Raw genomic sequence first — 24,979 nt, 5'->3', positions numbered from 1 at the left:
GAACTCCGCTTAAGACTATGCGTAGCGTAGAAGCTTATCGACAAGCGTGTCAGTACGGAGTGCTTCCTTGAAAACCAAATGCCTTTCAGCAATTTCCCTTCTTGCCCTGGGTCTGGCCTGCGCCATGCCCTCACAGGCACAAACTGCTGAAACCGCTCAGCCTGATGAGCGCGGAACCTTCTCATTTGTCTGGGAAAATGACTGGTTCGGAGACCAGGATCGCAACTACACCAATGGTGTCCGCATGGGCTGGCTTTCAAAAGCGCGCCCGGCCCAGAGCGTTGATAACTTTCTGGCGGACATTCTGATCGACAGCGAACAGGATCGACAGGTCCGACGAGGCTTTGCGCTCGGGCATTCGATTTACACGCCAACCGATATTGATGAGACAGAGTTTCTGCCAGATCAGCACCCTTATGCGGGGTATCTGTATTTCGAAGGCACGTCGGTTCTGGAAACCGAAGATTCACTCGACCAGATTTCCGTTCGTCTCGGCCTGATTGGGCCCTCAGCGGGCGGAGAATGGGTCCAGCGCGAATTCCACTCTCTGATCGGCGCCGAGATTCCGGAAGGCTGGGACAATCAGGTGCGCGACGAAGTCGGCATTGATGTGATCTATGACCGCCGCCTGCGTGCCCTGCTTGAGTTCGGCGATACTGACTTTGGCGTCGACGTCATTCCAAACATAGGCGCAACGCTCGGCACACTGAACACCAATGCCCGCGCAGGCCTGACCATGCGCATCGGGCAGGATCTGAAAAGCGATTTCGGGCCACCACGTGTCCGTCCATCACTCGCGGGCGCTGGCTATTTTGCACCGGACAGTGAATTCAGCTGGTACCTCTTCGCAGGCGCTGAAGGCCGCTATGTGGCGCACGACTACATTCTGGATGGCAGCCTGTTTCGCGATGATTTCCGTTCCATCACCACAAAACGTGAAGTCCTCGATCTGCAGGCCGGACTGGTCGTTCAATATAACGGTATACAGCTTGGCCTGACCTATGTGGAGCGGACCAAGCAATTTGAGGAACAACAGGAACCACAACGGTTTGGCGCCGTCAGCCTCTCCTTCAAAACCTGATCGAGCGCCACCCATGCAGCCCCCAACGGGGCTGCATGAGGGGGAATTTTGCTAGCCGACTTTTTCCGTCATCAGCTTTACTTCCAACAGCAGGCGCTTGATGTCCTCATCGCGCGACAGCCGGTGCTCCCCATCCTTGATGAGGTGAAAGACGCAGTCCGGTGAGACAATCTTTTCCTGCACCTTCAGCGCATGCGTCCAGGGCACATCCGGGTCCATCTTTCCCTGCAGAATGGTGACCGGAACCGAAAGGTCGATCGGCCCGTCCAGAATGGACCATGTCTTCCCATCGGAAATCAGCTCACGCGTGATCGGATAGGGCTCACCATAATCGGTTGGGCGCATCCAGAAACCATCATGCGCAATGGCTTCCTGGGCTGCGCCTGAAAGCTCTTTCCAGAGCAGTTTTTCGGTAAAGTCCGGAGCGGGCGCAATCAGCACCATGCCCTGAACGCGGTCCTTGCGAGCAAGTGCGGTCAGCAATGCCATCCATCCACCCATGGACGAACCAATCAGGATGAGATCGCCGCTCGTCAGTTCATCAATGGCAGTCAGACAATCCTCACGCCAGCGCGAAATCGTGCCGTCCTTGAAAGCCCCACTGCTTTGTCCGTGGCCGAAATAATCGAATGCGAGATAGCCAAAGCCATTGGCTTCGGCCCAATCCTTCACGGCGAGCGCCTTGGAACCGCTCATGTCAGAATTGAAGCCAGAGAGCCAAACCAGCGTGGGCTTATTGGCAGGAGCCTCAATCTTCGTGTAGGCAAGTGTTTCGTTATCGGCCCGTTTCAGCGTTTGCATGTCCTTGGTGCCTCCCTCTGGTGTTTTAAAAGGTCTATCCCTTGGCTAAATCCGGCCTGACCGTCCTGCAAGTCATTCCCGAGCTCGCGGCTGGCGGCGCAGAACGCACTACACTGGAGATTGTCGAAGCGCTCAAGGCGGCAGGGGGACGCGCCCTTGTCGTCAGCGAAGGCGGACGCATGGAAGACGAACTCACTCAGTTCGGCGGTGAGCTGATCCGTATGCCCGTCAAAACGAAGAACCCGCTCGCCATTCACAAGCATGCCGGGCTCCTGGCGCAGATCATCCGGCAGGAAGGCGTCGACCTGATCCATGCCCGCTCACGCGCACCGGCCTGGAGCGCCTTGTGGGCCGCACGCCGCACCGGCATTCCCTTCGTGACAACCTATCACGGCGCTTATGGCGGCAAGTCCGCACCGAAGAAGCTTTATAATTCCGTGATGGCGCGCGGTGACAAGGTGATCGCGAACTCCGACTATATTGCAGACCATATTCGCAACACCTACCGCCTGCCCGAAGCCCGCCTCATCACCATTCCGCGCGGCGTCGACACGCATATCTTTGATCCCATCAAGGCAGACCCGGCGCGGGTCTCCGCACTTCGCAGCGAGCTCGGAAAGCCTGATCGTCTTCTCTTCATCCTGCCCGGCCGTCTGACCAGCTGGAAAGGACAGATGGTGCTCATCGACGCACTGGCTGAGCTGTCAGATGCGGAAAAAGCGCATTTTCAGGTCGCACTGATAGGCGACGCACAGGGCCGCGACGATTATCTGGCCGCCCTGACTTCACGAATCGCCGAAAATGGGCTTGACGATTTGGTAAAAATTACAGGCCATTCTTCAGACATGGTAAACCTTTACGCGGCAGCGGATCTGGTGCTGGCACCCTCCACACGGCCTGAAGCGTTCGGGCGGATTGCCATCGAAGCCGGTGCCATGCAGCGCCCTGTGATCGTTTCCGACCATGGCGGGCAGCGTGAAACCGTGGTGGACGGGGAAACGGGCTGGCGGGTCAAGCCAGGCGATCCGGCAGATCTCGCGCGGGCGATCGGCGCCTATCTCGGCCTCTCAACGGCTGAGCGACAGAATATGGGACGCAAAGCGCGAACCAATGTAGAAAGGCAGTTCACCAAATCCGGACTGCAACGGGCAACACTGGAGGTTTATCAATCCCTCCTATCGGGCGAGTAACTGACGAAGCATGGCGAAACAGGCGATCAATCCAGGAGAAGATGCCCGCAAGGTGCTGGTGATCAAGCTCAGCGCGCTGGGCGATTTCGTCCTCGCCATGGGGGCGATGAAGGCCGTGCGCGAATTTCATCCTTCGGCTCAGATCACCCTGCTGACGACACCGCCTTTCGAAGGCTTTGCCAAAGCCTGCCCGTATTTCGACCGCATCGAAACTGATGGCCGGCCAAAGGACACACGCAGCACAACCACGCTGCTCCGACGCCTGCGTTCGGAAAAATACGACATTGTTTATGATTTTCAGACCAGCGGCCGAACCAGTAATTATTTTCAGGCCCTGCGCCCGAATCCGCCGCTCTGGTCAGGTATTGCAGCTGGCTGTGCCTTCCCGCACACCAATCCGGAACGTTCGGGCATGCACTCCATTGAACGCCTTGGCGAGCAGCTGGCACAGGCTGGTGTCGGGCCGGCAGAGGGCTATCCGTTTGGCGGCGCGCCTATGCCGGATCTCAGCTGGATTGAGGAAGCCCTGCGCAACCCGCCACGCCTTCAGCCGCAGTATTTCTCGCTGAACGGACCTTATGCGCTGTTGATTCCAGGCTCCTCGGCACACCGCGAAGCCAAGCGCTGGCCGGAAGAAAACTATATCGAGCTTGCAAGCTGGATTGCAGATCAGGGCATCACGCCCGTCGTGATTGGCGGCAAATCGGAAAGCCCGATTGGCAATGCTGTCATCCGCGCCGAACCGCGCGCCAAAACCCTTTGCACACGAACGGATCTGTTCCAGGTCTCTGCGCTGGGCAAGCACGCAACCTTTGCTGTGGGCAATGATACGGGCCCGATGCACATGGCAACCCTGTCCGGTTCGCCAGGCGTCGCGCTCTTCGCGACCAGCGAATCTGACCCCGACCATGCGCGCCCCCGCGGCAGCAATGTTGTTGTGGTTCAGGCCGAAACACTGGAACTGGTCTCAGTTCCGGACGTTTTACAAGCGATTCAGGCTTTAGGCGTAGTCCCTACTTCTTGAATTCAACGCGTAAATACGTCATATCTATAGCACTCAAAATAGTACCAAGGAGCAAAAGCCATAGCACGTCGACCAATGCCGGCTAAACCGCCACAAAAGTCTGGCCCCCGGATTAACGAGGATATCCGCGCACCGCGAGTCCTACTCATTGATGAAAACGGCGAGAAACAGGGTGAGATGCCGACATCCGCTGCACTGGATGCAGCCCGTGATGCTGGCCTGGATCTGGTAGAGGTTTCCCCGAACACGGAACCACCGGTCTGTAAAATCCTGGACTACGGCAAGCTCCGCTTCCTGGAACAGAAGAAAAAAGCTGAAGCTCGTAAGAAGCAGAAGACGGCTGATCTCAAAGAGATCAAAATGCGTCCGAACATCGACAAGCACGATTACGAAGTCAAAACCAAAGCCATCACGCGCTTCTTTGATGAAGGCGACAAGGTGAAGATCACCCTGCGCTTCCGTGGCCGTGAAATGGCTCACCAGCATCTGGGCTTTGAGCTTCTTCAGAAGGTGAAGACAGAGTTTGACGAAGTCGCCAAGGTGGAACTCGAGCCGAAACTCGAAGGTCGCCAGATGGTGATGGTGATGTCACCCCGCTAAGCGGTCGTTCACAAACAAATTTCTGAAAAACTCGCTCTCTGGGCGAGTTTTTTTATAACGTCATCTAAAAGATGCTAGACGCTTCAACCAGTTACACTACCCTGAGTATAAATGGGGAAGTAATCTATGATCGAAGGCAAGTTCTGGGATCTTGTGGATCAGGATGCGGATTATGATGAGGTTGAGCAGGCATTGCTGGACCTTGTCCGACCGCTCGGCGTTACCAATGTCGGCAGCATGGAAATGCGGGCGCCGGTCAATGCGACCCCGTTCATCGGTCGCCTCTTTGGCAAACGCGACACGGAATACACCACACGTTATCGCAAGGAAGGCCTCAGCAAGCACGACGTGGCTGCCATACAGGCTGCTGCCTCAGAAGATGCGTTCTCATGGTCTGATGTCCGCAACCGCGCCGTAACGCGGGACCAGAACAATGTGTTTGCGATCGCGGCTGAACACGGCTTCACCGATGGCTGGGTTGTCCCTTATTTTGGCGCAAAGGGAGGATTTGGCCTGACGAGCTATATGGGCGACCAGATCGACGACTCACCGTCCAGCAAACGTCTTCTCACCTTCGCCGGACTGACCTTCTATCGCTACGCTCAGAAAAAAGCACAGCCTGCGCCGGAGCTGGCCAGCGACATCGCCCTGACTAAGCGCCAGAAGGAAATTCTCTACTGGATCGCCAAAGGCAAAACCGACTGGGAAATGAGCCAGGTTCTGAACATCGCCGAGCGGACCGTGAACCGCCATGTTGAAATGATGAAGAACCGCCTTGGCGTGCGCAGCCGCGCCGAAGCGCTCGCCATGGCGATGACTCACAATCTGATCGAACGCTTCTAAGCGTTCCCTGATTTGGCAACACCGGCTTTGCCCAGGCGCCATTCCAGCAGATCGAGCCGATCCTGACCGAAAAACGGCTCATCCTCAAACACCATAAGCGGAACGCCCCAATGGCCCGCTGCCTTCTGGGCGGCCTCATTGGCTTCGATTTCTGCTTCAATCTCGTCTGTCCGCGCTGCCACATCGCGCTCTAACGCAGAGAGATTCAGACCTGCATCCGCCACAGCGATCTCCAGATTGCGATCTGCCATCCAGCTTTTCTGCCCACCCCAGATCAGACGGGAGACCTCATCAAAGAACGCCATGGCCTGCGGCGTGTGACTGGCCACCACACCCAGCCGGGTCAGGCGATGAATATAGGGCTGGTCAGCCTCCACCTCCCCGCTTTGCATATCCATGACAATCGGGTCGGGATCCGGTCGTCCGAAGGGCAGCCCCTGATATTCCGCAATCCGCAAGCAATCGCGCACCAGATAAGGCGGCCAGAGCGGGTTCACCGTTTTGAAAAAGCCGGGAATGCGCACGGCAATCGGATAAACCGGACGAAACACGAATGGCACATCCCAGGACTGCGACATCTGGCGTAGTCGCGATGTCGCCAGATAGGAATATGGACTCCGGAAGGACCAATAAACGTCAACCTGCCGCATTTCGAACATCTCCCCCTTGTTTATCTGTGGCAGAACCACATTCTGTTGGTCAGATACAATGACAGGTCAGCGCAGATGGCAATCGATCCTTCCTTCCAGAATTTTCTGAATGGGCTGAAACTCCCGAGCTTTCTCAAGACTGATTTCAACCTGACAGATTTTTCAAAGGCAGACTGGCAACAGACTGTCGATCGCCTGCGCGCCAGCTTTTACCGGGCCACCCGCTCTATCGAGCAGGACGCCCCGCAACTGGCCAATATCGACAATATTCTGGTCGATGGCGCGACAGGCCCCCTGAAAGCCCGGATCTATACGCCGCTCGCAGCAGGCGTCGGACTTCAGCCGGCCATCCTGTTCTTTCATGGCGGCGGCTTTGTGGTCGGTGATCTGGACGGCCATGAAATGATCTGCATCCGGCTCGCCCATGCCGCGCGCTGCCGGGTCATTTCCATTGATTACCGCCTCGCGCCGGAACACAAATTTCCCTGCGCGCACGAAGATGCGCTTTCTGCCTATGACTGGCTTCTGCGCCGCGCAAAGGAATTCAATATTGACGCTGACCGCATCGCCGTGGCCGGTGACAGCGCTGGCGGAAATCTCGCGGCGTATATCTGTCAGGAAATGGTGCGCACGAAAGGCCCGGAGCCCGCTTTTCAGCTCCTGCTCTATCCGCTTGTGCAATTCGTCGACATCAAGTCACGAGGTCTGAAGTTTCAGGAAGGCTTTTTCATCTCACCCGGTCTCTTTGACTTCTTCAAGAAGAGCTATCTGGGAGATGACGTGGACCCGATGGACAAGCGGATTTCCCTTCTGTTTGCCCCGCCTGAGGATTTCGCCGGTCTGCCGCCTGCCCATGTCGTGTTATGTGGCTGGGACCCGCTGAACGCAGAAGGCAAAGCCTATGCGGACAAGCTGGCTGCGGCTGGTGTGCCTGTCACGATGAAAGAATATTCGAGCATGGTGCATGGCTTCATGAACCTGACCTCGATTTCAGTACCTGCAAGAGACGCCATCGCAGAGAGCGGACGCGTTGTCGGACGGGCACTCGGCAGCCTCTGACCTATTCCGGAATGGCGCGAACGCTTTCGCGCCAATGGCTGCGACAGAGCGAGACATATTCGGATTTCTCAACGCGCACCTGATCACCCTGATTGGTAATGTGCCCCTCGCCATCCAGACGCGCTGTCATAATGGCCTTGCGACCGCAATGGCAGATGGTTCGCGCTTCACGCAGATCATCGGCAATCGCCAGCAAATGCGCAGCGCCTTCAAACAGCTCTCCCTGAAAATCAGTACGCAAACCATAGCAAAGCACCGGAAGACCAAGCGCGTCTCCCACTTTTGCCAGCTGCCAGACCTGAGCTTTTGTCAGGAATTGCGCCTCATCAACAAAGACCGCATCGAGCGCACCTGTTGTTTTCTGGGTGTTGATCGCCTCAAAAAGCTCGGTGTCAGGCCCGAACAGGTGCGCATCAGCGCTCAGGCCGATACGGGACTCAATCTTGCCCCGCAGTTCGCCCTCCTGGCCATGGTGCGACGACGTCCACAGCATGACCTCCATGCCACGCTCACGATAGTTATGCGCGGCCTGAAGCAGAATGGCCGATTTCCCGGCATTCATCGCCGAATAGGTAAAATAGAGTTTTGACATGCCCGACAGCGTTTATTCGTTCCAACGCTGTCCACATTAGAGGAGTCGGCTCAGATTGGTAGACGCGCCATGATGTCACCAAGCACTCGGCCTGCTGACAGGCTGAAAACGCCCGCTTCATCTTCTTCGGCGTCCTGAACCCAGTCGTCATACATAGGCCTCCAGTCACCCGGAACGCGCTCGACATGTCCAGCAAGTGTCAGATCGCTCTGATCAAGCGCTGAATGCAGGAAAGGCAGGTGCGGAATACCGTCCAGCTCTGATCCGCCAAGCGTCTGCAAAGGGCCGCGGACCGTGACATGCACGATTTGGCCGAGATCCTCATCCATTTCCGTCTTCACGACCAGAAGCTGGACCCCGGAAAACTCACCTTCATCGATTTCCCAGACCTGGCCTGCTTCGAACTGAAGCGTTCCACGGTCGGCCAGTGTATCAATCTGGGTCGCAAACAATCGGGACAGACGCGCATTCATACGAAAACCTCTCATTTTCTTTTGAAAAGTGCAAAGGTCATTCCGTGTTTTCCTCAGCGAAAGCGTCTCATCACCTTCACATGCCGCATTGATTGCCCGCGCAGCTGGAGCCAATCTTGCATTGCGTCAGCGGGTTGTTTCGGTCTGAACCGCATTTGGGGAATCACATCATGTCAAAACCGGTTTTCGCGCTTGTCTCTGGCTGGCTCATTCTCGCTCCGGCTGTTAGCGCGAACACAGATGATGTGACCCCGCCAAATGAGCCCGTGAAGATCGAAGCCCCTCAGGATGTGGGTGTTCTGGGCTTTCAGTCAGCGCGATACGATCTGGGAGATGTCACACAAGGTGACGTCGTTTCCCACGCATTCGAGTTTCTGAACAATGGGACCGGGCCGCTCACGATAAAGAATGCCTGGGCCGAAACCGCGAATGTCTCGGTGGGTTCGTCGCGAGAACCCGTGCCTGCCGGAGAGTTCGGCGCCATTCAGGTGAAAGTGAACACGGAAAACATGCCCGGACCACAGCTCATCAAGATTCGCGTCGACTCAGATGCTTTCAACGCACCGTCCGTGCTCTATCTGTCCATAAATGTCGACGAAACGGCCGAATCCAGCGCCGACTGAGCAGTTGCAGCATAATTATGGGCCTCAAAACCGTCTTCAGATGCGGAGTTACGGTCAATTTTGCTGACATTGCGTATTCGCACCGCGAGAAACCCTATATAAAACAATGAACGTTTTCCATATCGTTCACGCGGACATGCAGTAACGCGCCTGAGAACGCGTTTATCTCTATATTCCCTTACGTTACCGCATAGCGCCATGCATTATCGCATGGCTGGTGCCAGATAGTGACCTATATTTATCGCGTCGCAGCAATTGCATTCGCCAATGCAGCATGATACTTAGGTCTAAATCCGACGACTTAGAGATCGGAGCCCCCGCAGGGAGTTTCAGTCAAGGATCAGACACAGGACACTCTACTGATGAAAAAGTTCATTTCTGCACTCGCAATCGCTGCTTTCCTTACAGGCCCGGTTATGGCCGAAGAAATCTCCGTAACGGTTGAGATTCCGGTTGAAGCAACTGCTGAAGCACAAGCTGAAGCAACGCACACTGCACTGCTCGCTGCTGCGCAAGAAGTCTGTGATCAAGTCGAATATGTCGGCATCAGCCGCTTCTACACACCATCTCTGAAAAAAGAATGCGTCTCTAAGACTTATGACGACGCGCTCGCTCAGGACACTTCAGGTCGCCTGCTCGCGTCTCTGGAACAAGGTGCTGGCGTTGCTGCTTACAAAGAGATGCTGAACTAATTCCAGTTTCCTCCCAGAGCACCCTGTCATGAATGGGGTCGCTCAAATGAATTGGCGCGCTGGTCAGACCAGCGCGCCATTTTTTTGTTTGCCTATTCGGCATAATGCTGCATCGCAGCATATTTATTTGTTCCGCTCTAGCGAGACAGGAATTCCGTGATCAGCTGCGTCGCTGCAGCCACGAGCACGACCTCGTCATTATCGACCTGAGCGTAGTAATAGCCGCGTGGCGGGGCATCGAGCCCATACCGGCGATAGTCATCAATCCGGCGATAATCGTCATAGTAACGATCACCATATCTTATCGCGTCGCGCTTTCCGGCCTCATAGCCATCGCGGTAAGCTTCACGCTCATCGCGGCGGTCGTCGCGATAGTCATAGCGGTCATTGCTGCACCAGCCTTTTTTCTCATGGCCTGGCGGACAGTGTGGCGGGTCAGCAAATGCAACAGCGCCGGTGCCACCAATCATGCCAAGTGAAAGCAGGGCTGCACCAGCTGTTTTCGTAAACAGTTTCATGGTGTTTCCTTTCCTGATTGCGTCTACGCTTGAAAAACGCGTTAAGCCGGATGCTGTTCCCGACATGACAATCAAGTAAGAAAACCAGTCAGGACGCGATCTCGAATTGCTGTAAAGCAGCCTTCAGCAGGTTTCCTTCCCAGAGCGGCTGCGTTGCCTGCGCGATGGCGTCATGAAACCGCCCAAATATCACCCCGCCCTCAAGGGCCGACGCCAAAGCGCCCAGCTGGTCAAAGATCTGACGAACACCATCGCCGTTCATTGGTGACGTCTGCATGTGCGCGTCACCGATGGAGAGCCAGGGAAGCTCGCTTTGCGTACCAAGGCTGAGGCGGGTCACATCCCTGAAAGCAAACCTTGCAATTGGCCCCGCCAGAAGATCACACGCAACTGGCTGGCCCAAAGCGGAAGCGGCCCGCTTCACCAAAGCTGCCGCATCGGCTTGATCCCCACCAGAACATGTCTGCGCGATTGTCAGCCGGATACCGCCTCCCTGTTCATACAGAAAATATCGGGCATCCGGCGTGTCCGCGATGACAGATTGTCCTGTAAAATCATCCGCGCGCACATTCAGAGACATATAGAATGCTGGCGACTCCAGGCTCTCAAGGTCAGGCTCTGCGCTATGCGGCAAATGCCGGAGCGTTGCCCGCCGTGATCCACTCGCATCAATCAGCAGATCAAACCCGTAATCCTGAACAGAAACATCCCGCTGCACACAGATGGAGCGCGCGTCCCAGTCAATATGCTGCAAGCGTGTCGAATCATGGAACGCGATGGATGCAGCCCGGCATTGCGCCAGCAAGCGCTGATAAACGGCCCGAGCGCAAACCACCCCAGTCTGCCCACCGCACGGGAATTGCCCGACCAGTGCATGAATGTGATCTGCAGCGATCAGATGCGCATGCTCAAACGCTGGCCGCGCAGCCAGGTTTGCCTCAATGGCCCGGTCAAAAACCCGCACCTGCCATCCCGCTTCCACAAATTGCCAGGCTGTCGCCAGCCCGGCAATTCCGGCACCTATCACAAGTGCAACCGGCATGGGTTCAGCCCTTCGCTGGCAACATCACGCCGCTCGCTGTCGCGCGCTCGCCTTCGCCAATGACGATGATGAACCAGCCTGACTTCACTTCAGCAAGCTTGGCCGCTTTCATCGCCCCTTCGACCAGAGCGCCTTTGCGGTCCTTGCCCGGGTAGAGCATTTCTCCCGGAAACTGCATCTCGCCTGGAAATAGCATTTCACCTGGAAAATACATATCGCCCGGGAAGAAACTGTCGCCGGGAAAGAAGTTATCACCCGGAAACGCCTTGAATTTGTCGGACGCAAACAGATCCGCAATTTCTCCATCTGCGACGCGCGCAACATACAGACGCGCAACTCCAACATCACCCTTCGCTGTGATGCTCAGGTTCTCGAGAAGCGCTGCACGCAGCTTTTCACCGGTCATGCCTTCCAGTTTTTCAGCGTTTTTAAGCTGCACCTGAACCGCGCCCTGGGCTTTCATCTCCACCTGCGCATATGCCGTGCCAGCCGACAGCAGGGCAGCCCCCACTAGAAGTGTCCGTCGTTTGTGTTTGAACATAGTTTTTCCCTTCCACTTTCTATCGCAGCCCGAATGCGGCCCGCGCCTCTGCACATGTTCACGCCGTGCCTAAGAAAAGCCGGACAAAGCTCACTGCATCTCGTTACGAGACGGCTAGGCAATGGAGTGGAAGAATGCACAATCGCGCAAAACAGAATTCGAGCAGAGGAAACGCTTATGGATTTCGAAGAAGTTGTCCGGACACGACGCAGCATTCGCGGGTATCAGAAGAAGCCGGTACCGAAAGCGCTCATCCGCGAAATTCTGGAAATCGCCATGCGCGCGCCGACCTCGCTGAACACACAGCCCTGGAACTTCTATGTGGTTGCGGGTGATGTGCTCGACAAAATCCGTGCCGGCAATGTCGAACGCAACCTCGCAGGCGTGCCGGATTCTAGAGAGTTTCGCATGGGCCCCGGCTATGAAGGCGAACATCGCGAACGTCAGATCGAGATCGCCAAGCAGCTCTTTGGTGCCATGGGTATTGAGCGACATGACAAGGAAAAGCGCACCGATTGGGTGTTGCGCGGCTTCCGTCAGTTTGATGCCCCGGTTTCCATCGTTGTGACATATGACAAATCCATTCAGGGAAGCGACATTGCGCCGTTCGATTGCGGCGGCGTCGTGAACTGTCTCGTGAACACCGCCTGGTCGAAAGGACTTGGCTGCGTCATCAACTCACAAGGCATCATGCAGAGCCCGGTTGTTCGCGAACACGCTAAAATCCCGGATGACCAGGTGATCCAGACCTGTGTCGCCATGGGCTGGCCCGATGACAGCTTCCCGGCAAATGCCGTCGTCTCCAACCGCAAAAGCGTCGATGACGCGGCCGTGTTCCTGGGGTTTGAGGACTAACCCGGCACCTCATTATGGTTGTCGGCAGTTAACCCTAACAGCTTGCTGATCCAGAATTCAATATTTCACCTGCACCAGAAATTTTGCTTTCAAAGTCTTTCGCTATTCTGACGCGATAAATGCCCAGCAGGGCTCATCAGAAACGCCAGAAGGCGACGAAAAGACCAGAAAGGTGCAGGTGAGACTCATGTCCATCAGCGTCATCACGAACCGTTCGGCGATGCATGCGCTACGTCAGCTCAACAGCTCCAAACCAGAGCTTGAGGACATTCAGGCGCGCATGAACACAGGCCGCAAGATCAATGGCGCCAGGGATAATGGCGCGATTTACGGTATGGCACAGACCCTGCGGTCGGATATTTCCGGCTGGGGCGCCGTGACAGACTCACTCGATACAGCAATCTCCACCGGTGAAGTGGCCCTGAGCGCAACCGAAGCTCTGAATGACTTGCTCCTTGAGATGAAAGAGAAAGCACTGGAAGCGGCAGACCCAGCCATGGATTCGCGCGGCCGCTCCATCCTCAATGAGGACTTTACGGTGCTGCGCAACCAGATCGACACCGTGGTTCGCAATGCGCAATTCAACGGTATCAACCTGATTGATGGCTCAGCGACTGGCATCTATCCGGTGACCGATGTGAATGGCGGCCATTCCGTCTCCATGCAGGGGTTTGACCTACGCGTTGGCGGCTCGGACAGTTCGGTCACAGCCACGACCGTGATCGATCCGCTCGAAGCCGCGAGAGAAGCGCTGGAACGCATCAAGGATACGCTTGATGCCCAGAACCTGATCACGAACCATTTTGGTGGTCGCATCCGAACAATGGAGACAACCCGCACACTGGCGGTCAACACCTCTGACGTTCTGGCCAAAAATCTGGGCAATCTGGTCGATGCTGACCTCGGCAAAGAGGCCGCCCGCCTTCAGGCGGCTCAGACCAAGCAGCAATTGCGCGTACAGGCTCTGAACATCGCAAACCAGATTCCGACCTTCGCGGCCCGCCTGTTCGGTCAGTAAGCGATCAGGCTTTTTTCAGCCGTGTGCACACTTCATGCAAGGCCTGCAGAAAGGCAGACCGATCACGCGCATTGAAGGGCCGTGAACCGCCAACCTGTTCTCCGGTCGACCGCAATTGCTCCATCAGAGCACGGGTCGCAATGGCAGATGCAATATTCGCCGCGGTGTAGGCCTTGCCATTTGGCTGCAGCACTTTTGCATCGTTTTCGAGACACCGTTCCGCCAGCAGAATATCGGCCGTGATCACAACTGATTGCGGATCGGCCCGTTCGGCAATCCAGTTGTCAGCTTCATCCGGCCCTGCCTCAACAACCTGCTGACGGATGAAAGGCAGGCGCGGTACCTGCAGGAAGCTGTTCGAAACGACAAACACCTGCGCGCCATGGCGCTCGGCAACCTTGTAAACCTCGTCCTTTACAGGACAGGCATCAGCATCAACATAAATGATCATGCGCCCGCTCTTAGCATGAGCGGGCAACATGGGAATGAAAAACGCCGCTACAGACTACCCGCAATCGACTCAAACCCGCCGAATGGGCGGAACGTCGTGCCTTCCCGGTCTCGCAGCATGAGTGTGTCACCCGGCCCGAAGAGCACCCGAAGACCAATGCTGTAAGTGTCCACGCTTGCATCAAAGTCCTGCAGATCCAGACGATCATAGCTGGCGAACACGCTCACCGGCCCTGTTGTCGGCTTCCACTCGCCGCCAACACCATAGGTCAGGATGGTCTCATCCAGCCCGCCCTCAGACGCTTGCTGCCAGCCAAGTCGGCCATCGAAGCGCAAATTCTCATACGTGAAATATCGCACTTCACCTGTGACGCCATAAAGGTCTGCGGTCTCTTCCTCAACGTCGATCTGGCCATAGCCAGCGCCGAGCGCAAATGTTGCAGGACCAAAGAACGCCGCATATTCACCGCCCGCGACCCAGCTTGAAACCTCGTCCGCCTCGATCAAACCCACATAACCACCGGCAGCATAGCCATCGCCGCGCCAGATCAGATGCCCACTCGCCGTCCAGACATCTCCTGTAAAATCGTCGTCAGAGACGCTGGAATAATTTGCATCCAGCTGAAACGCCAGATTTCCGCTGATCGGCGCGATGATCACGGCCTCGCCAAAATACGTATCGACGCCGATTGAGTCCTCGTCGCTATCGAGCTCCTGATGACCGACACCCGCACCGAACGCACCATACCAGCCATCATCCGCCAGAGCGCCTGGCGCCAGCGAAACGCTGCTCAATAGCGCGATTGCGCTTAGATAAGATTTCTTCATGTCCCTCTCCTCTCAGACGAAAGTGTCCTGACAAGGAAGGCGCAGAAACGAGCCGATATGGCTCAGACGAATTCGCAATGTCTGAAATGTCACAAGGCGAGTGTCCTCTCAGAACAGGCAAAGCCGGAATTGATTGCTTTCTTCAGAGCGCAAATATCGTCACCATCGGCGCACAGCCAGCCGAGAAGAAGAGCCATCCCATGAACTGGTCCACAGCAGATTTCGCCTTTGCCGCCGCTCTGATCGGCACACTTGTCCTGGGTATCTGGCTGGCCATACGGTTAAACCGGCACCCGCTCTATCGAGCCGCCTTTCTTCTGACCCTGGCTGGCAGTCTTCTGCTGATATGGATCAATGGCGCGATTGGTGTGATTGGCAGTGCCGGGAACCCTGCAAACCTGTTGTTTGGTATTGTGCTTCTGATCGGTCTGGTCGGCATGGTTGCAAGCCGCTTCCGCGCGGGCGGAATGTCCGCAACACTGTTGATCATGGCCGTCATTCAGACAGGGATCGGGACCACGGCGATTGCCCTCAATCTCGGAGATGGTGGCGCGCTCTGGCCCTGGGATACCTTCGCCGCAACGGCTGTTTTCACCACCATCTGGTTGGCGGCAAGCCTCGGGTTTCGCATGTCACGGTGAAACGTGCCCGCCCCGACCACCTCAGCAGTCAGGGCGTGAGCACACAGGATCTGTTTCGGTCTTCCCCCTGTCTGAACACGCTAACGCGAAAAGTTTAATTTTCGGAGCGCTCGCCTCAGGCAATTTCATGCAAATGCGCACAATAAATACCGCCATTGATTGGATATATTTCAGTTCATCCCTTACAAGCGCAGCTAAACCTGTTTCGGACTGAGTTATGCTCGCAACGCTCTCAATTGTTCTTCCAATATTTGCACTGATCTTCACCGGCTGGCTTGCCAGGCGCCTGGGGGCGTTAGGCCCACAGGCTACTCGGGAGTTGAACCGTTTCGTTGTCTATCTCGCCCTCCCCGCCCTGCTGTTCGACATTGTTGCCAATGCCAGTTTCGATGAACTATGGCAGCCCGGCTTTATTCTTGCCTTCGGTGGCGGATGCCTGATCATCTATCTCGCCACGCTGACGCTCCGTCTGGTTCAGAGCGCCCGGCTTGCCGATGCCGCCATTGATGGCCTGAACGCCAGTTACGCCAATACCGGCTATATGGGCTTTCCGCTCATGCTTGCCGCGTTTGGCGAGGCCGGTTTGCCGCCGACACTGATCGCGACCATCATTACCGTTTGCGCCATATTCGCCGTCGCCATCGTGCTGATTGAAAGCAGCACTCAGGAAGGTGCCGGTCCAATGGATGTCGCCCGCAAGACCGCACGCGCGCTCCTCACCAATCCTTTGCTGATTGCACCTTTTGCCGGCGCCATCGTTCTGATCACAGGCTGGACCCTGCCAACACCGATTGAAGTCTATCTGGACTTCCTCGGCAGTGCGGCGTCTCCATGTGCCCTGATCGCGCTCGGGCTGTTTCTGGCCGGAACGACAGAGGCAGGCGGTCAGAAACCAGCACAGCAATGGCCTGTCATGGCGACCTTGTCAGGCCTGAAACTGATCGGGCAGCCTCTGATCACCTGGTTGATTGCCGCCCCCCTGCTGGGCCTGCCTGAATTTGCTGTGCACGCCGCCGTGCTGATCGCAGCGCTCCCGACCGGGACCGGCTCTTTCATGCTCGCAGAATTCTATGGACGCGAAGCCAGGCTGACCGGGCAGACCGTGCTTGTGACGACCATTTTATCGATTGCGACGATTTCGGCCTATCTCAGCTGGATTGGCATCTCTCCGGGCTGAAGAACCCGAGAATATCAGCAGGTCGAGCCCTACATGTCCGTGATGACGTGGACCAGATCACCGACCGTTTCGCAGCTTTCGAACTCCTGTTTGGAAATGGAAATGCCGAAAACCTCTTCCAGTTCCTGATGAATTTCGACGAGATCGAGCTCATCGGCACCGAGATCTGCTTTCAGATCGTCCAGAGGCAGGATGGATTCAGATGGCAGATTGAGCTCCTGCGCGATAACGCCCATCACTTCATTGTCGATCGGATCAGCGGTGACCGATGGAGATAGTACTGCACAGATCGCCAGGAATGCGGATACTCTGAATACGGACTGCATGTTTCGATCCTTTGCGTGATCTATTCATCCCAACTCAAAAAATCATGCACAAACAGGCATTAACACCCAGTGAAACGCAAATAACAAAACATTTCATTCTTCTGCACATGCAATGAGCGGGAAATTCTTCCCAGCTCAGCTAACGCGCCCGATGATGCGTTCGTTGCCTGAGATCCGCAGCAACACCTCTTTTCGTTATTCAATAAGTTCCTACATGCTCTGAAGTGTTTTCGCGGGATCAGCTGAAAGGAGCACAGACCCCCAATGCCATTGTTGAACCATACCAAGACCTTCATGCTGCTCGCCGCCATGACGGCGCTTTTCGGAGCGATTGGCTATCTGGTCGGCGGCATACCAGGCATGGCGATTGCGTTTGTGATTGCCGTTGGCCTGAATGTTTTCAGCTATTGGAACTCTGACAGCATTGTTCTGAAAAGCTATCGCGCCAAACCGGCGGCTGATTTTCAGAACAATCCCAAAGTCTCGGCCTATCTTCAGGATACGCGCGCGCTTGCTCAGCGTGCCGGATTGCCTGAACCAAAAATCTACATTGTCGAAATGGACCAGCCCAACGCGTTTGCGACCGGCCGGAACCCGGACAATGCGGCGGTTGTCGCCACGACCGGCCTCCTGAATATGCTCAATCGCGACGAGATTGCCGGCGTGATGGCGCATGAGCTGGCCCACATCAAGAACCGTGACACGCTGACCATGACGGTGACCGCAACGATTGCCGGTGCCATTGGCCTGCTCGCAAACTTTGCGCTCTTCTTTGGCGGACGCGAACGCGGCGGGCTCATTGTCGGCATTCTGATCGCCATTCTTGCCCCCATCGCGGCCAGTGTCGTTCAGATGGCCATTAGCCGGGCCCGCGAATACGAGGCAGACAAGACAGGCGCTGAGATCCTTGGTGATCCGGAGCCACTGGCACGCGCGCTGGCCAAAATCTCCGGACAGGCTGAGCTGATGCCCGACCAGCACACCGAAGAGAACCAGGCGATGGCACACATGTTCATCGTCAATCCGCTCGCCGGACAACGCGGAGACAATCTGTTCTCCACCCACCCGGCGACGCAAAACCGGATTGAGGCTCTGATGGCACTCAAGGGCAGCACGTCAGCCACCCCAATGGCCACCGAACCGGAAACCGTTGTTTCGCCCTGGGCCGCTGCGCGTCAGTCACGCCGGAAAGGCCCCTGGGGCTAGGCAGATCGCAGACATTTAATTCTGCTTGCGAGAACTGAATTCTCGCATTATTGAGCGCCGCCGCTGACCGATACATGCGTTTGTATCCGAGCGGCGGAGCCTCTTCTCTGGACATGACAAACACCTCGTTTGACTGCGTGACCTGCGGCGCTTGCTGCTTCAGCCGCAACCCGCGATATCTGTCGCTTCTCAACTGGGACGCCAACCGCACGCTCCCGGCCGAAAGCCTCTTCACTGAAAATGACGCCACCTATGTCCGGTTTGACTGCGGACATTGCGCGCATTTGCAACTTGGTGCCGGAAAGGCCGTATGCGGCGTTTACGAAGACCGACCAGAAGCCTGCCGCGCGTTTCGGGCCGGCAGTTTCGAATGCATCAAGGCGCGCCGCGCCAATGGCATTCTTGGTGAAGCCTTTCTTGCCAGAGCGACCTTGGCTGACCTGCAGACCGGAGCTGATATTCAACCGACCGCAGCGGTCTAAGTGCGGCTCACACAAAGTATCAAATCACGCTAATTTCGTATTAGATAAATTAATCAGCGAATAAAACAAATTATTCGATGATGATACTTCATGCATTTATTACAAACGAGACACATGTATCAGGTTTAATTTGAATCGGTTGAGATGACCCCCACCCTTATGTTTGTCTAACAAAGTAATTATTGGCAAACACAGAGGAATATTATGAAAAACCTTATGCTTAAAGCCATCGCGTCCGTTTCCGCCGTCGCTGCGCTCGCAACCGTCCCCGCTGTCGCGCAACAAACGGCGCCGACCGAACAAATGCAGCCTCAGATCGCTCCGGTGACCGATGCAGAGATCACGAAATTCGTCGCAGCCAATGACAAGGTGAATGTCATCGCGGTCGAAATGCAAGGCGAACTCCAGGGTGTCGATACCAAAGAGAAACAGGCCGAAATCCAGATGAAAACCGAGAAAAAAATGGTCTCGGCCATCCAGGATGAAGGCATGACGCCGGAACGCTATACAGAGATCATCCGTCTGGCGCAGGCTGATCCAGCCCTTGCCCAGAAGCTTCAGGCTGAGATGGAAGGCTAATTCCCCCGAATCCCAAATCGCCCTCCATCCAGGCAGCTCCGCCTTGTGCGGAGCTGCTTTCATGTCTGACCGTGATCTGAAGGCGACCGCACCTCACCTCCCTGTTCAGCAGCCAGACGTTCGAACCATGGCTGCAAGGAGAACACCCAGGTTTCGTACCAGTCTTCCACCCGGCTTGAATATGACAGCGCCCTGGACGATGCCGCGCGCTTTGACACCTCAATTCTCGGTATGAACTCAAACCAGGGATAAAGGGAATTGAAGAACATGGTGAAGACGAGCGTTTCATCGACCCGCTTGAGATGAATCATCTTGTTGAGGTCAGAGATGAACTGACAAACCTCAAGCAATCCAGTCAGCGCTTTCGGGTTCCGGGCACCAAGATCGGCCAGAGAAATCGGCGTATCGTCAAATCCGTATGACGCTTCCAGCTCATCCCAGGCTTCAGATCGCAATTCCCGCGTCGTTGCAGATGCCCAGCGTTCCAGCATGGAAAAGGTCAGATTGGCCTTCGCTTCATTCTTTGCGATTTCGACCTGTTCATTCAGGCTGTCTGCCTGCTGCTCATGTATCAGCCGGGTTTCGGCCAGTTCATCACGCGTGGCACGCAATTCTAGATTCTGCAGATAGATCGTCACCAGCAGCGCCAGCAGAGACACAAAAGCCAGAACTGTTCCGATCGTACCGCCGAAAAAGTCCCCAAACTCAGACCATTCCTGATGGCTTAACGACAGCGTCATGCCAAATCGGGATATATAGGCCCAGATGACAATCGCAATGGCGAGCATTGCCATTGCCAGCAACACACTGATGACCGTCTTGAGCAAAACCTACCTCCCCGGGTGAATGGCAGCGCCAGCATACTTTTTTGAAAACCAGAATTGGTTTTCGCTTTTCTGTCAACAAACGCCCCAAGCACACAGCCCGCCCTTCCCCCAAATCGGGGATGACGTTCGCGGCATCTCCCTTTACTTTTGAAATATGCTAATCTTGGCCGAGGATTATGGGGCCGGGGATTATGGGGGACAAACAATGCTCACGATCAGGACACTTGCTGTCACCGGCGCATGCCTGCTGCTTTCAGCACTGCCAGCCGCTGTGGCCCAACAGGCTGAGCCTTTCGCAGACTATGAAAACCCGCTCGCCGAAAGCGATGTCTTCGAAAACCCGTTTGCCGATGATGACAGCCTTGATGACATCATCGGCCTCGGCGCGGCATTCGATTTCTTCACGACGGAAGCAGAGTTTCGCTCAGAAGCGCTCTTTTCCGAAGAGGGCTGGAACTGCCTCACCTATGGGCTCGACGATGCGGATGAAGACATTGTTCCCTCCCATCTGATCGCAAATCCCGACTCTGAAGGCGCCATTCTGCTGGAAACCACCCCAATTCCCGTTGGCGATGACGTCATCAATCTCGTCATCGAATACAAGGTCAGCGTCATGACCGACGCGACGGACAGCGAGCTCAATGTCATCTCGAGCGCCAGCGCCATTCACCCACCGGACAATCTGCCGGAAGGTCTGGAGATCAATGATCCAGGCCCGATCGAACTGGCCTTTGATGTCATACCCGACGAGGAAATGGAGGAAGGATACCTTCTGCGCGGCACCACAAAGACGGCGGGCCATACAAGCGGTTTTGCCTGTGCGCCAGCCTGACGGGTAGCGACCTTAGTCTGCGAGACTGACCATATTGCCGCCTGTATAGGTGGCATAGGTTTCAGCCCCATCGGTGGTGAAGACGACCACATCATAGGTATCCGGAGGATAAGGAGTTTCCATCCCCGGCGAGCCCATGGGCATGCCCGGTACGGAAAGCCCCAGCGCCTCAGGTCGTTCCGCCAGCAATCGCTTCACCTGATCGGCAGGAACATGTCCTTCCAGCGCATAGCCATCCACCTCTCCGGTATGACAGCTCATCAAGTCGTCCGGAACGCCCAGCTCGGCACGAACAGGCGCGAGGTCTTCTTTCTCGCGCACAATCACGTCAAAGCCATGATCACGGAGATGATCGACCCATTTCGTACAGCAGCCGCACCAGGGCGTTTTGTGCACGGTGACGGTCTGCGCCAGAGCTGCAAGCGGGCTGGAAGCTGCGATCAGAGCTGCCAGAAAAGGCGCAAGGATGACGCGGCGCAGGAATGAAACAGACATGACAGACCTTTGTTTTTCTGAACCTGTTTGACGTGCGCAACGCTAATAGCGCGCCGACGCGCCGTCCAGATGTTTACTCAGCCACATCCGGCTCAACGACCGAGAAAATCTCCGGCGTGCAGGTGCCACTGACGATCAATTGACGGCGAAGCGTCACCTTATCACCGACCTCTGGCACGTTGTATAAATTGCCATCCGCGACAAAGAGCTCGCCATCGGCCGTTTGCAGAACGAATCCAGCCCCTTCATGACGCGCCACAATCCCCTCGACCAGGCTCTCTTCATAGCGACATGGGCCGCCGACCCGCATGCCCGGATCCTCACAGGCCGCAAGCAGGGAGGTGACCATCAACACAGAACAGATCAGAGGCAGTTTTGACATGATCAGATAGCACGCGCTCATCGCCGATCCGTCAATCCTTCAGGCGCGACTTTCGCGCGCTCTGTTTGAAATCCACGCAATGGCTTTCTATGTCTCTTGCTGAACCCGAATGACAAAATCTGAAAGGAGCCGACAGCAATGGCTGGTGGCTGGACGCGCGATGGCGCGGTAAGTGAACAAATCGAAGCTAGCATTGCCGATGAGCTGGCACGGCTGAAAGCACGCCGCGGCCCAACCGGCGAGAGTGCGAAATACTGCATTGAATGCGAAGAAGAAATCCCGGAACGGCGACGTGAGCTCGTCCCCGGCGTGAAACTCTGCGTCGCCTGTCAGGAAGGCCGCGATGGCGCGGATATGGACCGCGGCGGCATCAACCGGCGCGGCTCCAAAGGCAGCCAGATGAAGTAGGCAAAAAGAGCGCTCAACCTTTGTCATTTGATCTGCTGTTTCTCAAGATTATGAACCTCGACGCTTGAAAACCAAAAGTGGTCATGCGTTAACAGCCTGCGCACCTTTACATCTACTGCGTGTGTCTTTTGCTGCCCTGGTTTTTAATTTTTTGAGACTCATTTGATGAACGCGATTACCTACCGGCGTGACATTGATGGCCTGAGATCCGTCGCCGTCTTATCTGTTTTTCTTTATCATCTGAATGCAAACTATCTCCCCGGAGGTTTTGTCGGCGTCGATATTTTCTTTGTGATCTCGGGCTTCCTGATCACGAAAATTCTCGTCAAGCATATTCAGACGCAATCGTTTTCCCTCGTCGGTTTTTACAGTCGGCGCTTCCGGCGTATTCTTCCCGCCCTGCTGGTTACGCTGATCGCAGGCTTGGTCGCGGGGTATTTCATTTACACGCCGAATGACCTTGTTCGACTTGGCGATCAGTCCATGTTTGCGGCCTTCGGGCTATCGAACTTCTATTTTTTGCAGCACTCAGACTATTTTGCGCCAGCGGCTCACACTCAGCCCATGTTGCACACTTGGTCCCTGGCCGTTGAAGAACAGTTTTATCTGTTCTGGCCACTTCTCCTTTTCGGGATTTCAAAATTTGCACCGCGAAAATTCCTGAGCACCAGCCTGATCGTACTCGCGATTGGTGCCCTGCTCAGCTACGGATTCAGCATTTATCTCACACCCCAGAACAGCGCAGCCGCATTCTACATGCTTCCGACCCGCGTCTGGGAACTGGCGCTCGGTGCGCTGGTCGGTTTCGCACCTGCAATGGGACGCGTGAAAGCCCTGATCATGGACCTTGTCGGCCTTGCCCTGATCGGTCTCAGTTTTCTTTTCCTGACGAGCGCCATGGCATTTCCGGGCTGGGTCGCGATGGTACCCTGCGCCGGCACGGCGCTTCTCCTCTGGGCAAAGTCTGATCAGTCGCTGGTCGGCCGAGCCTTGTCATTATCGCCACTCGTCTGGATCGGGAAATGGTCCTATTCGCTTTACCTGATCCACTGGCCGGTCATTGTTTTCTTTCGAAGCTATAATTTCGGCGCGCCGCCTGATCATCTTGAGTCGGCAGTCATTCTTGTCGCCTCAATCGCACTGTCAGCGATTTCCTATTTCATCATCGAACAACCCTTCCGGCGCGCACGACAGGCCAAAGCGACCGCATCTGACAGTAGAAGCAATCTGAAAGTCGTTGCCATATCCGTTGGCGCGATGGCGATCTGCAGCGGCGCCGGATTTGCGCTGACAAAATCAAACGGCTTCGGCAAAGAAATCTCAGTCGATGCGGAACACTATCTCTCTTTCATCACCAGCAGCTCACAACGCGGCGGCACGAACAAATGCTATCAACGAAGCTCATCGGTCCTCGCCGACTTCAATTATGAAGACTGCCTCAAGGCTTCGGATGGACGACCACGCGCCATCGTGTTCGGTGACAGCTTCGCGCAGCATTGGGAGCGCGGACTGGAAGCTGTGTTCCCGGAAATCCAGTTCTCACACATGGTCGCTTCCGGCTGCATTCCCGTTCTGCCGATCCGTGGACGCGACGATTGCGTTCAGTTCAATGAAGACCTGTTCGATACACGCATCCCGGATGGAAACTTCGATATCGCGATCCTGTCGGCTCGCTGGAATGAAGAATCTGCAGAACGCGTCGGGGTAACCGTCGAGTATCTGAAGCAATACGTCGACAAGGTCATCATCCTTGGACGCGGGCCTCTTTATGAAGACAAGCTGCCGCTTCTGCTCGTCAAATCTGCTGAAGCAGGCGGCCGGGAGAGCATCATCCTAACCACAGAAGCCCGCAACAGCTCTGCCCGCGTCAATGAGATCCTCGCAGAACAGACCGCAGCGGCAGGCGGTGAATACTACTCACCTTTCGACCTCATGTGCGAGCGAACCGGCTGCACCTATGTCACGCCGGAAAACAGTCCGATGCAGCATGACTATGGCCACTTCACGAAAGACGGCGCCATTTTCATGCTGAAAAACATGCGCGCGAACGGCATGCTGGAAGAGGAAATCAGCGAAACCGAGTAGCCCCGAACCAGACCTAATAATGCGGCGGGGGCTGATGGGCAGGCGGGGCTTCGCCCATCGCGCCCTCTGCCTCGGCAAGGCGATCGATCAGCCGCGACACCTGACGTTCCAGCCGGTCAATGATCTTCCACTGCGCCGTAATGGCACCGTTCAGATCCTCAATGGTCTGTTCCTGATGGGCCATGCGGATTTCAAGTTCGTCAATGCGAGATGTATCGGTCATGATGAGGGAAATACGCCTGCCGACGAACGGACGCAATGTCTGGTTTTGCTTTGCTCGCGCCTGGTCCTCACCTGCGGTTCGGTCGCGCTGCGCCTACGCGGTCATTTTTGTTTGTTCTCGTGAACCTTCGGTTCACATAGAACCCGCTCAGGGCTGTTGTGTGGCGCACCCAACGACCAAAGGTCGGGCGCAGCCGGGGTGAGCGGTAGGCGAATCGCAAAGGCGAGCAGAATAAAAAACACAAAAACCCCAACACAATTATCGCCGCAGAGGGGTCTCTGCCGCGCAAATGGGGGTGTGTAGATCTGGAGAAGATTGGGGCGCTCAGGCCGTGAGAAGAAGGTTACCGACCGAAGGTATCGGCGGCGGCCAGGGATTGTGCGCCCAGTCGGGTGGGCCCTGGCCCACCAACCCCCATCCCGGTGGGCCAGGGCCC

General features: G+C 55.9%; 32 protein-coding genes. 18 read left to right on the top strand and 14 right to left on the bottom strand.

Features of this window, described 5'->3' with window-relative positions:
- Window positions 1–67 precede the first annotated feature (67 nt).
- Window positions 68–1,081, top strand: coding sequence for a lipid A deacylase LpxR family protein (locus ACFQDM_RS12530; RefSeq protein WP_377379541.1), 1,014 nt, complete (start codon window positions 68–70; stop codon window positions 1,079–1,081).
- Window positions 1,082–1,132: 51 nt separating this feature from the next.
- Here the strand turns inward: ACFQDM_RS12530 and ACFQDM_RS12525 are convergent, their stop codons facing one another.
- On the bottom strand, window positions 1,133–1,882 hold the full coding sequence (locus tag ACFQDM_RS12525; RefSeq protein ID WP_377379539.1) for an alpha/beta hydrolase: 750 nt from the start codon (window positions 1,880–1,882) through the stop codon (window positions 1,133–1,135).
- Window positions 1,883–1,923: 41 nt separating this feature from the next.
- On the opposite strand from ACFQDM_RS12525, the gene ACFQDM_RS12520 reads away from it, so the two are divergent.
- The 4 genes from ACFQDM_RS12520 (at window position 1,924) to ACFQDM_RS12505 (ending at window position 5,539) form a co-directional block, all read left to right on the top strand.
- The gene (locus tag ACFQDM_RS12520) at window positions 1,924–3,072 is read left to right on the top strand and encodes a glycosyltransferase family 4 protein (RefSeq protein ID WP_377379537.1); all 1,149 of its coding nucleotides are present in this window, start codon (window positions 1,924–1,926) and stop codon (window positions 3,070–3,072) included.
- Between the two features lie 10 nt (window positions 3,073–3,082).
- Entirely contained in the window at window positions 3,083–4,096 is a 1,014-nt protein-coding gene (locus tag ACFQDM_RS12515; RefSeq protein WP_377379535.1) for a glycosyltransferase family 9 protein, read from the top strand.
- A 75-nt stretch (window positions 4,097–4,171) separates the two neighbouring features.
- Entirely contained in the window at window positions 4,172–4,696 is a 525-nt protein-coding gene (infC, locus tag ACFQDM_RS12510; protein WP_377379534.1) for a translation initiation factor IF-3, read from the top strand.
- Window positions 4,697–4,822: 126 nt separating this feature from the next.
- A complete protein-coding gene (locus ACFQDM_RS12505; protein WP_377379532.1) occupies window positions 4,823–5,539 on the top strand; it encodes a helix-turn-helix transcriptional regulator in 717 nt (238 codons plus the stop codon).
- Here ACFQDM_RS12505 and ACFQDM_RS12500 read toward each other — a convergent pair.
- A complete protein-coding gene (locus ACFQDM_RS12500; RefSeq protein ID WP_377379530.1) occupies window positions 5,536–6,189 on the bottom strand; it encodes a 2-hydroxychromene-2-carboxylate isomerase in 654 nt (217 codons plus the stop codon). The genes ACFQDM_RS12505 and ACFQDM_RS12500 overlap by 4 nt on opposite strands.
- Before the next feature lie 75 nt (window positions 6,190–6,264).
- On the opposite strand from ACFQDM_RS12500, the gene ACFQDM_RS12495 reads away from it, so the two are divergent.
- Entirely contained in the window at window positions 6,265–7,248 is a 984-nt protein-coding gene (locus tag ACFQDM_RS12495) for an alpha/beta hydrolase (protein ID WP_377379528.1), read from the top strand.
- Between the two features lies 1 nt (window position 7,249).
- On the opposite strand, the gene ACFQDM_RS12490 is transcribed toward ACFQDM_RS12495, so the two are convergent.
- Window positions 7,250–7,840, bottom strand: coding sequence for a thymidine kinase (locus tag ACFQDM_RS12490; RefSeq protein ID WP_377379526.1), 591 nt, complete (start codon window positions 7,838–7,840; stop codon window positions 7,250–7,252).
- Between the two features lie 50 nt (window positions 7,841–7,890).
- Window positions 7,891–8,328, bottom strand: coding sequence for a hypothetical protein (locus ACFQDM_RS12485; RefSeq protein WP_377379524.1), 438 nt, complete (start codon window positions 8,326–8,328; stop codon window positions 7,891–7,893).
- Window positions 8,329–8,483: 155 nt separating this feature from the next.
- Here ACFQDM_RS12485 and ACFQDM_RS12480 point away from each other — a divergent pair, with 155 nt between their 5' ends.
- Window positions 8,484–8,936 carry a DUF1573 domain-containing protein gene (locus ACFQDM_RS12480; RefSeq protein ID WP_377379522.1) on the top strand — a complete coding sequence of 151 codons (453 nt, stop codon included), beginning with the start codon at window positions 8,484–8,486 and terminating at the stop codon, window positions 8,934–8,936.
- Between the two features lie 362 nt (window positions 8,937–9,298).
- Window positions 9,299–9,628, top strand: a complete 330-nt coding sequence (locus tag ACFQDM_RS12475) for a hypothetical protein (protein WP_377379520.1) — start codon at window positions 9,299–9,301, stop codon at window positions 9,626–9,628.
- A gap of 137 nt (window positions 9,629–9,765) precedes the next feature.
- On the opposite strand, the gene ACFQDM_RS12470 is transcribed toward ACFQDM_RS12475, so the two are convergent.
- From ACFQDM_RS12470 to ACFQDM_RS12460, 3 genes are all read right to left on the bottom strand, one after another.
- The gene (locus ACFQDM_RS12470; RefSeq protein ID WP_377379518.1) at window positions 9,766–10,146 is read right to left on the bottom strand and encodes an RcnB family protein; all 381 of its coding nucleotides are present in this window, start codon (window positions 10,144–10,146) and stop codon (window positions 9,766–9,768) included.
- A gap of 88 nt (window positions 10,147–10,234) precedes the next feature.
- Window positions 10,235–11,188, bottom strand: coding sequence for an NAD(P)/FAD-dependent oxidoreductase (locus ACFQDM_RS12465; RefSeq protein ID WP_377379516.1), 954 nt, complete (start codon window positions 11,186–11,188; stop codon window positions 10,235–10,237).
- Between the two features lie 4 nt (window positions 11,189–11,192).
- Window positions 11,193–11,729, bottom strand: a complete 537-nt coding sequence (locus ACFQDM_RS12460; RefSeq protein ID WP_377379514.1) for a hypothetical protein — start codon at window positions 11,727–11,729, stop codon at window positions 11,193–11,195.
- A 177-nt stretch (window positions 11,730–11,906) separates the two neighbouring features.
- Between ACFQDM_RS12460 and ACFQDM_RS12455 the strand changes: the two genes are divergently transcribed.
- Window positions 11,907–12,584: a nitroreductase gene (locus ACFQDM_RS12455; protein WP_377379512.1), complete on the top strand. Its 678-nt coding sequence runs from the start codon at window positions 11,907–11,909 to the stop codon at window positions 12,582–12,584.
- Between the two features lie 187 nt (window positions 12,585–12,771).
- On the top strand, window positions 12,772–13,602 hold the full coding sequence (locus ACFQDM_RS12450) for a flagellin (protein ID WP_377379510.1): 831 nt from the start codon (window positions 12,772–12,774) through the stop codon (window positions 13,600–13,602).
- A 4-nt stretch (window positions 13,603–13,606) separates the two neighbouring features.
- On the opposite strand, the gene ACFQDM_RS12445 is transcribed toward ACFQDM_RS12450, so the two are convergent.
- Together ACFQDM_RS12445 and ACFQDM_RS12440 are read right to left on the bottom strand one after the other, a co-directional pair.
- Entirely contained in the window at window positions 13,607–14,053 is a 447-nt protein-coding gene (locus tag ACFQDM_RS12445; protein ID WP_377379508.1) for a YaiI/YqxD family protein, read from the bottom strand.
- Window positions 14,054–14,100: 47 nt separating this feature from the next.
- On the bottom strand, window positions 14,101–14,880 hold the full coding sequence (locus ACFQDM_RS12440; protein WP_377379506.1) for a hypothetical protein: 780 nt from the start codon (window positions 14,878–14,880) through the stop codon (window positions 14,101–14,103).
- Window positions 14,881–14,966: 86 nt separating this feature from the next.
- Between ACFQDM_RS12440 and ACFQDM_RS12435 the strand changes: the two genes are divergently transcribed.
- Both ACFQDM_RS12435 and ACFQDM_RS12430 read left to right on the top strand, forming a co-directional pair.
- Window positions 14,967–15,521 (top strand): hypothetical protein, encoded by a 555-nt coding sequence (locus tag ACFQDM_RS12435; protein ID WP_377379504.1) that lies wholly within the window; start codon window positions 14,967–14,969, stop codon window positions 15,519–15,521.
- Window positions 15,522–15,738: 217 nt separating this feature from the next.
- On the top strand, window positions 15,739–16,698 hold the full coding sequence (locus tag ACFQDM_RS12430) for an AEC family transporter (protein ID WP_377379502.1): 960 nt from the start codon (window positions 15,739–15,741) through the stop codon (window positions 16,696–16,698).
- A 29-nt stretch (window positions 16,699–16,727) separates the two neighbouring features.
- On the opposite strand, the gene ACFQDM_RS12425 is transcribed toward ACFQDM_RS12430, so the two are convergent.
- Window positions 16,728–17,024, bottom strand: a complete 297-nt coding sequence (locus ACFQDM_RS12425; RefSeq protein WP_377379500.1) for an acyl carrier protein — start codon at window positions 17,022–17,024, stop codon at window positions 16,728–16,730.
- 273 nt (window positions 17,025–17,297) lie between these two features.
- Between ACFQDM_RS12425 and htpX the strand changes: the two genes are divergently transcribed.
- From htpX to ACFQDM_RS12410, 3 genes are all read left to right on the top strand, one after another.
- The gene (gene htpX, locus ACFQDM_RS12420; RefSeq protein WP_377379810.1) at window positions 17,298–18,230 is read left to right on the top strand and encodes a zinc metalloprotease HtpX; all 933 of its coding nucleotides are present in this window, start codon (window positions 17,298–17,300) and stop codon (window positions 18,228–18,230) included.
- Between the two features lie 113 nt (window positions 18,231–18,343).
- Window positions 18,344–18,712, top strand: a complete 369-nt coding sequence (locus ACFQDM_RS12415; RefSeq protein WP_377379498.1) for a YkgJ family cysteine cluster protein — start codon at window positions 18,344–18,346, stop codon at window positions 18,710–18,712.
- 204 nt (window positions 18,713–18,916) lie between these two features.
- Complete coding sequence (locus ACFQDM_RS12410; RefSeq protein WP_377379496.1) at window positions 18,917–19,291, top strand: DUF4168 domain-containing protein; 375 nt, start codon at window positions 18,917–18,919, stop codon at window positions 19,289–19,291.
- A 59-nt stretch (window positions 19,292–19,350) separates the two neighbouring features.
- On the opposite strand, the gene ACFQDM_RS12405 is transcribed toward ACFQDM_RS12410, so the two are convergent.
- Complete coding sequence (locus ACFQDM_RS12405; protein WP_377379494.1) at window positions 19,351–20,118, bottom strand: hypothetical protein; 768 nt, start codon at window positions 20,116–20,118, stop codon at window positions 19,351–19,353.
- 205 nt (window positions 20,119–20,323) lie between these two features.
- Here ACFQDM_RS12405 and ACFQDM_RS12400 point away from each other — a divergent pair, with 205 nt between their 5' ends.
- The gene (locus ACFQDM_RS12400; RefSeq protein ID WP_377379492.1) at window positions 20,324–20,950 is read left to right on the top strand and encodes a hypothetical protein; all 627 of its coding nucleotides are present in this window, start codon (window positions 20,324–20,326) and stop codon (window positions 20,948–20,950) included.
- A 12-nt stretch (window positions 20,951–20,962) separates the two neighbouring features.
- On the opposite strand, the gene ACFQDM_RS12395 is transcribed toward ACFQDM_RS12400, so the two are convergent.
- Together ACFQDM_RS12395 and ACFQDM_RS12390 are read right to left on the bottom strand one after the other, a co-directional pair.
- On the bottom strand, window positions 20,963–21,445 hold the full coding sequence (locus ACFQDM_RS12395) for a DUF411 domain-containing protein (RefSeq protein ID WP_377379490.1): 483 nt from the start codon (window positions 21,443–21,445) through the stop codon (window positions 20,963–20,965).
- Window positions 21,446–21,518: 73 nt separating this feature from the next.
- Complete coding sequence (locus ACFQDM_RS12390; protein ID WP_377379488.1) at window positions 21,519–21,848, bottom strand: hypothetical protein; 330 nt, start codon at window positions 21,846–21,848, stop codon at window positions 21,519–21,521.
- 117 nt (window positions 21,849–21,965) lie between these two features.
- Between ACFQDM_RS12390 and ACFQDM_RS12385 the strand changes: the two genes are divergently transcribed.
- Window positions 21,966–22,235, top strand: coding sequence for a DksA/TraR family C4-type zinc finger protein (locus ACFQDM_RS12385; RefSeq protein ID WP_377379486.1), 270 nt, complete (start codon window positions 21,966–21,968; stop codon window positions 22,233–22,235).
- Between the two features lie 165 nt (window positions 22,236–22,400).
- Window positions 22,401–24,320: an acyltransferase family protein gene (locus ACFQDM_RS12380; protein WP_377379808.1), complete on the top strand. Its 1,920-nt coding sequence runs from the start codon at window positions 22,401–22,403 to the stop codon at window positions 24,318–24,320.
- Window positions 24,321–24,333: 13 nt separating this feature from the next.
- Here the strand turns inward: ACFQDM_RS12380 and ACFQDM_RS12375 are convergent, their stop codons facing one another.
- Entirely contained in the window at window positions 24,334–24,543 is a 210-nt protein-coding gene (locus ACFQDM_RS12375) for a SlyX family protein (protein ID WP_377379484.1), read from the bottom strand.
- Window positions 24,544–24,979: the final 436 nt, after the last annotated feature.

The sequence above is a fragment of the Ponticaulis profundi genome (genome assembly GCF_042659465.1).
Lineage (GTDB): Bacteria > Pseudomonadota > Alphaproteobacteria > Caulobacterales > Hyphomonadaceae > Ponticaulis > Ponticaulis profundi.
The sequence above is the reverse complement of the archived record's forward strand: the minus strand, read 5'-3'. Positions and strand labels throughout refer to the sequence as shown.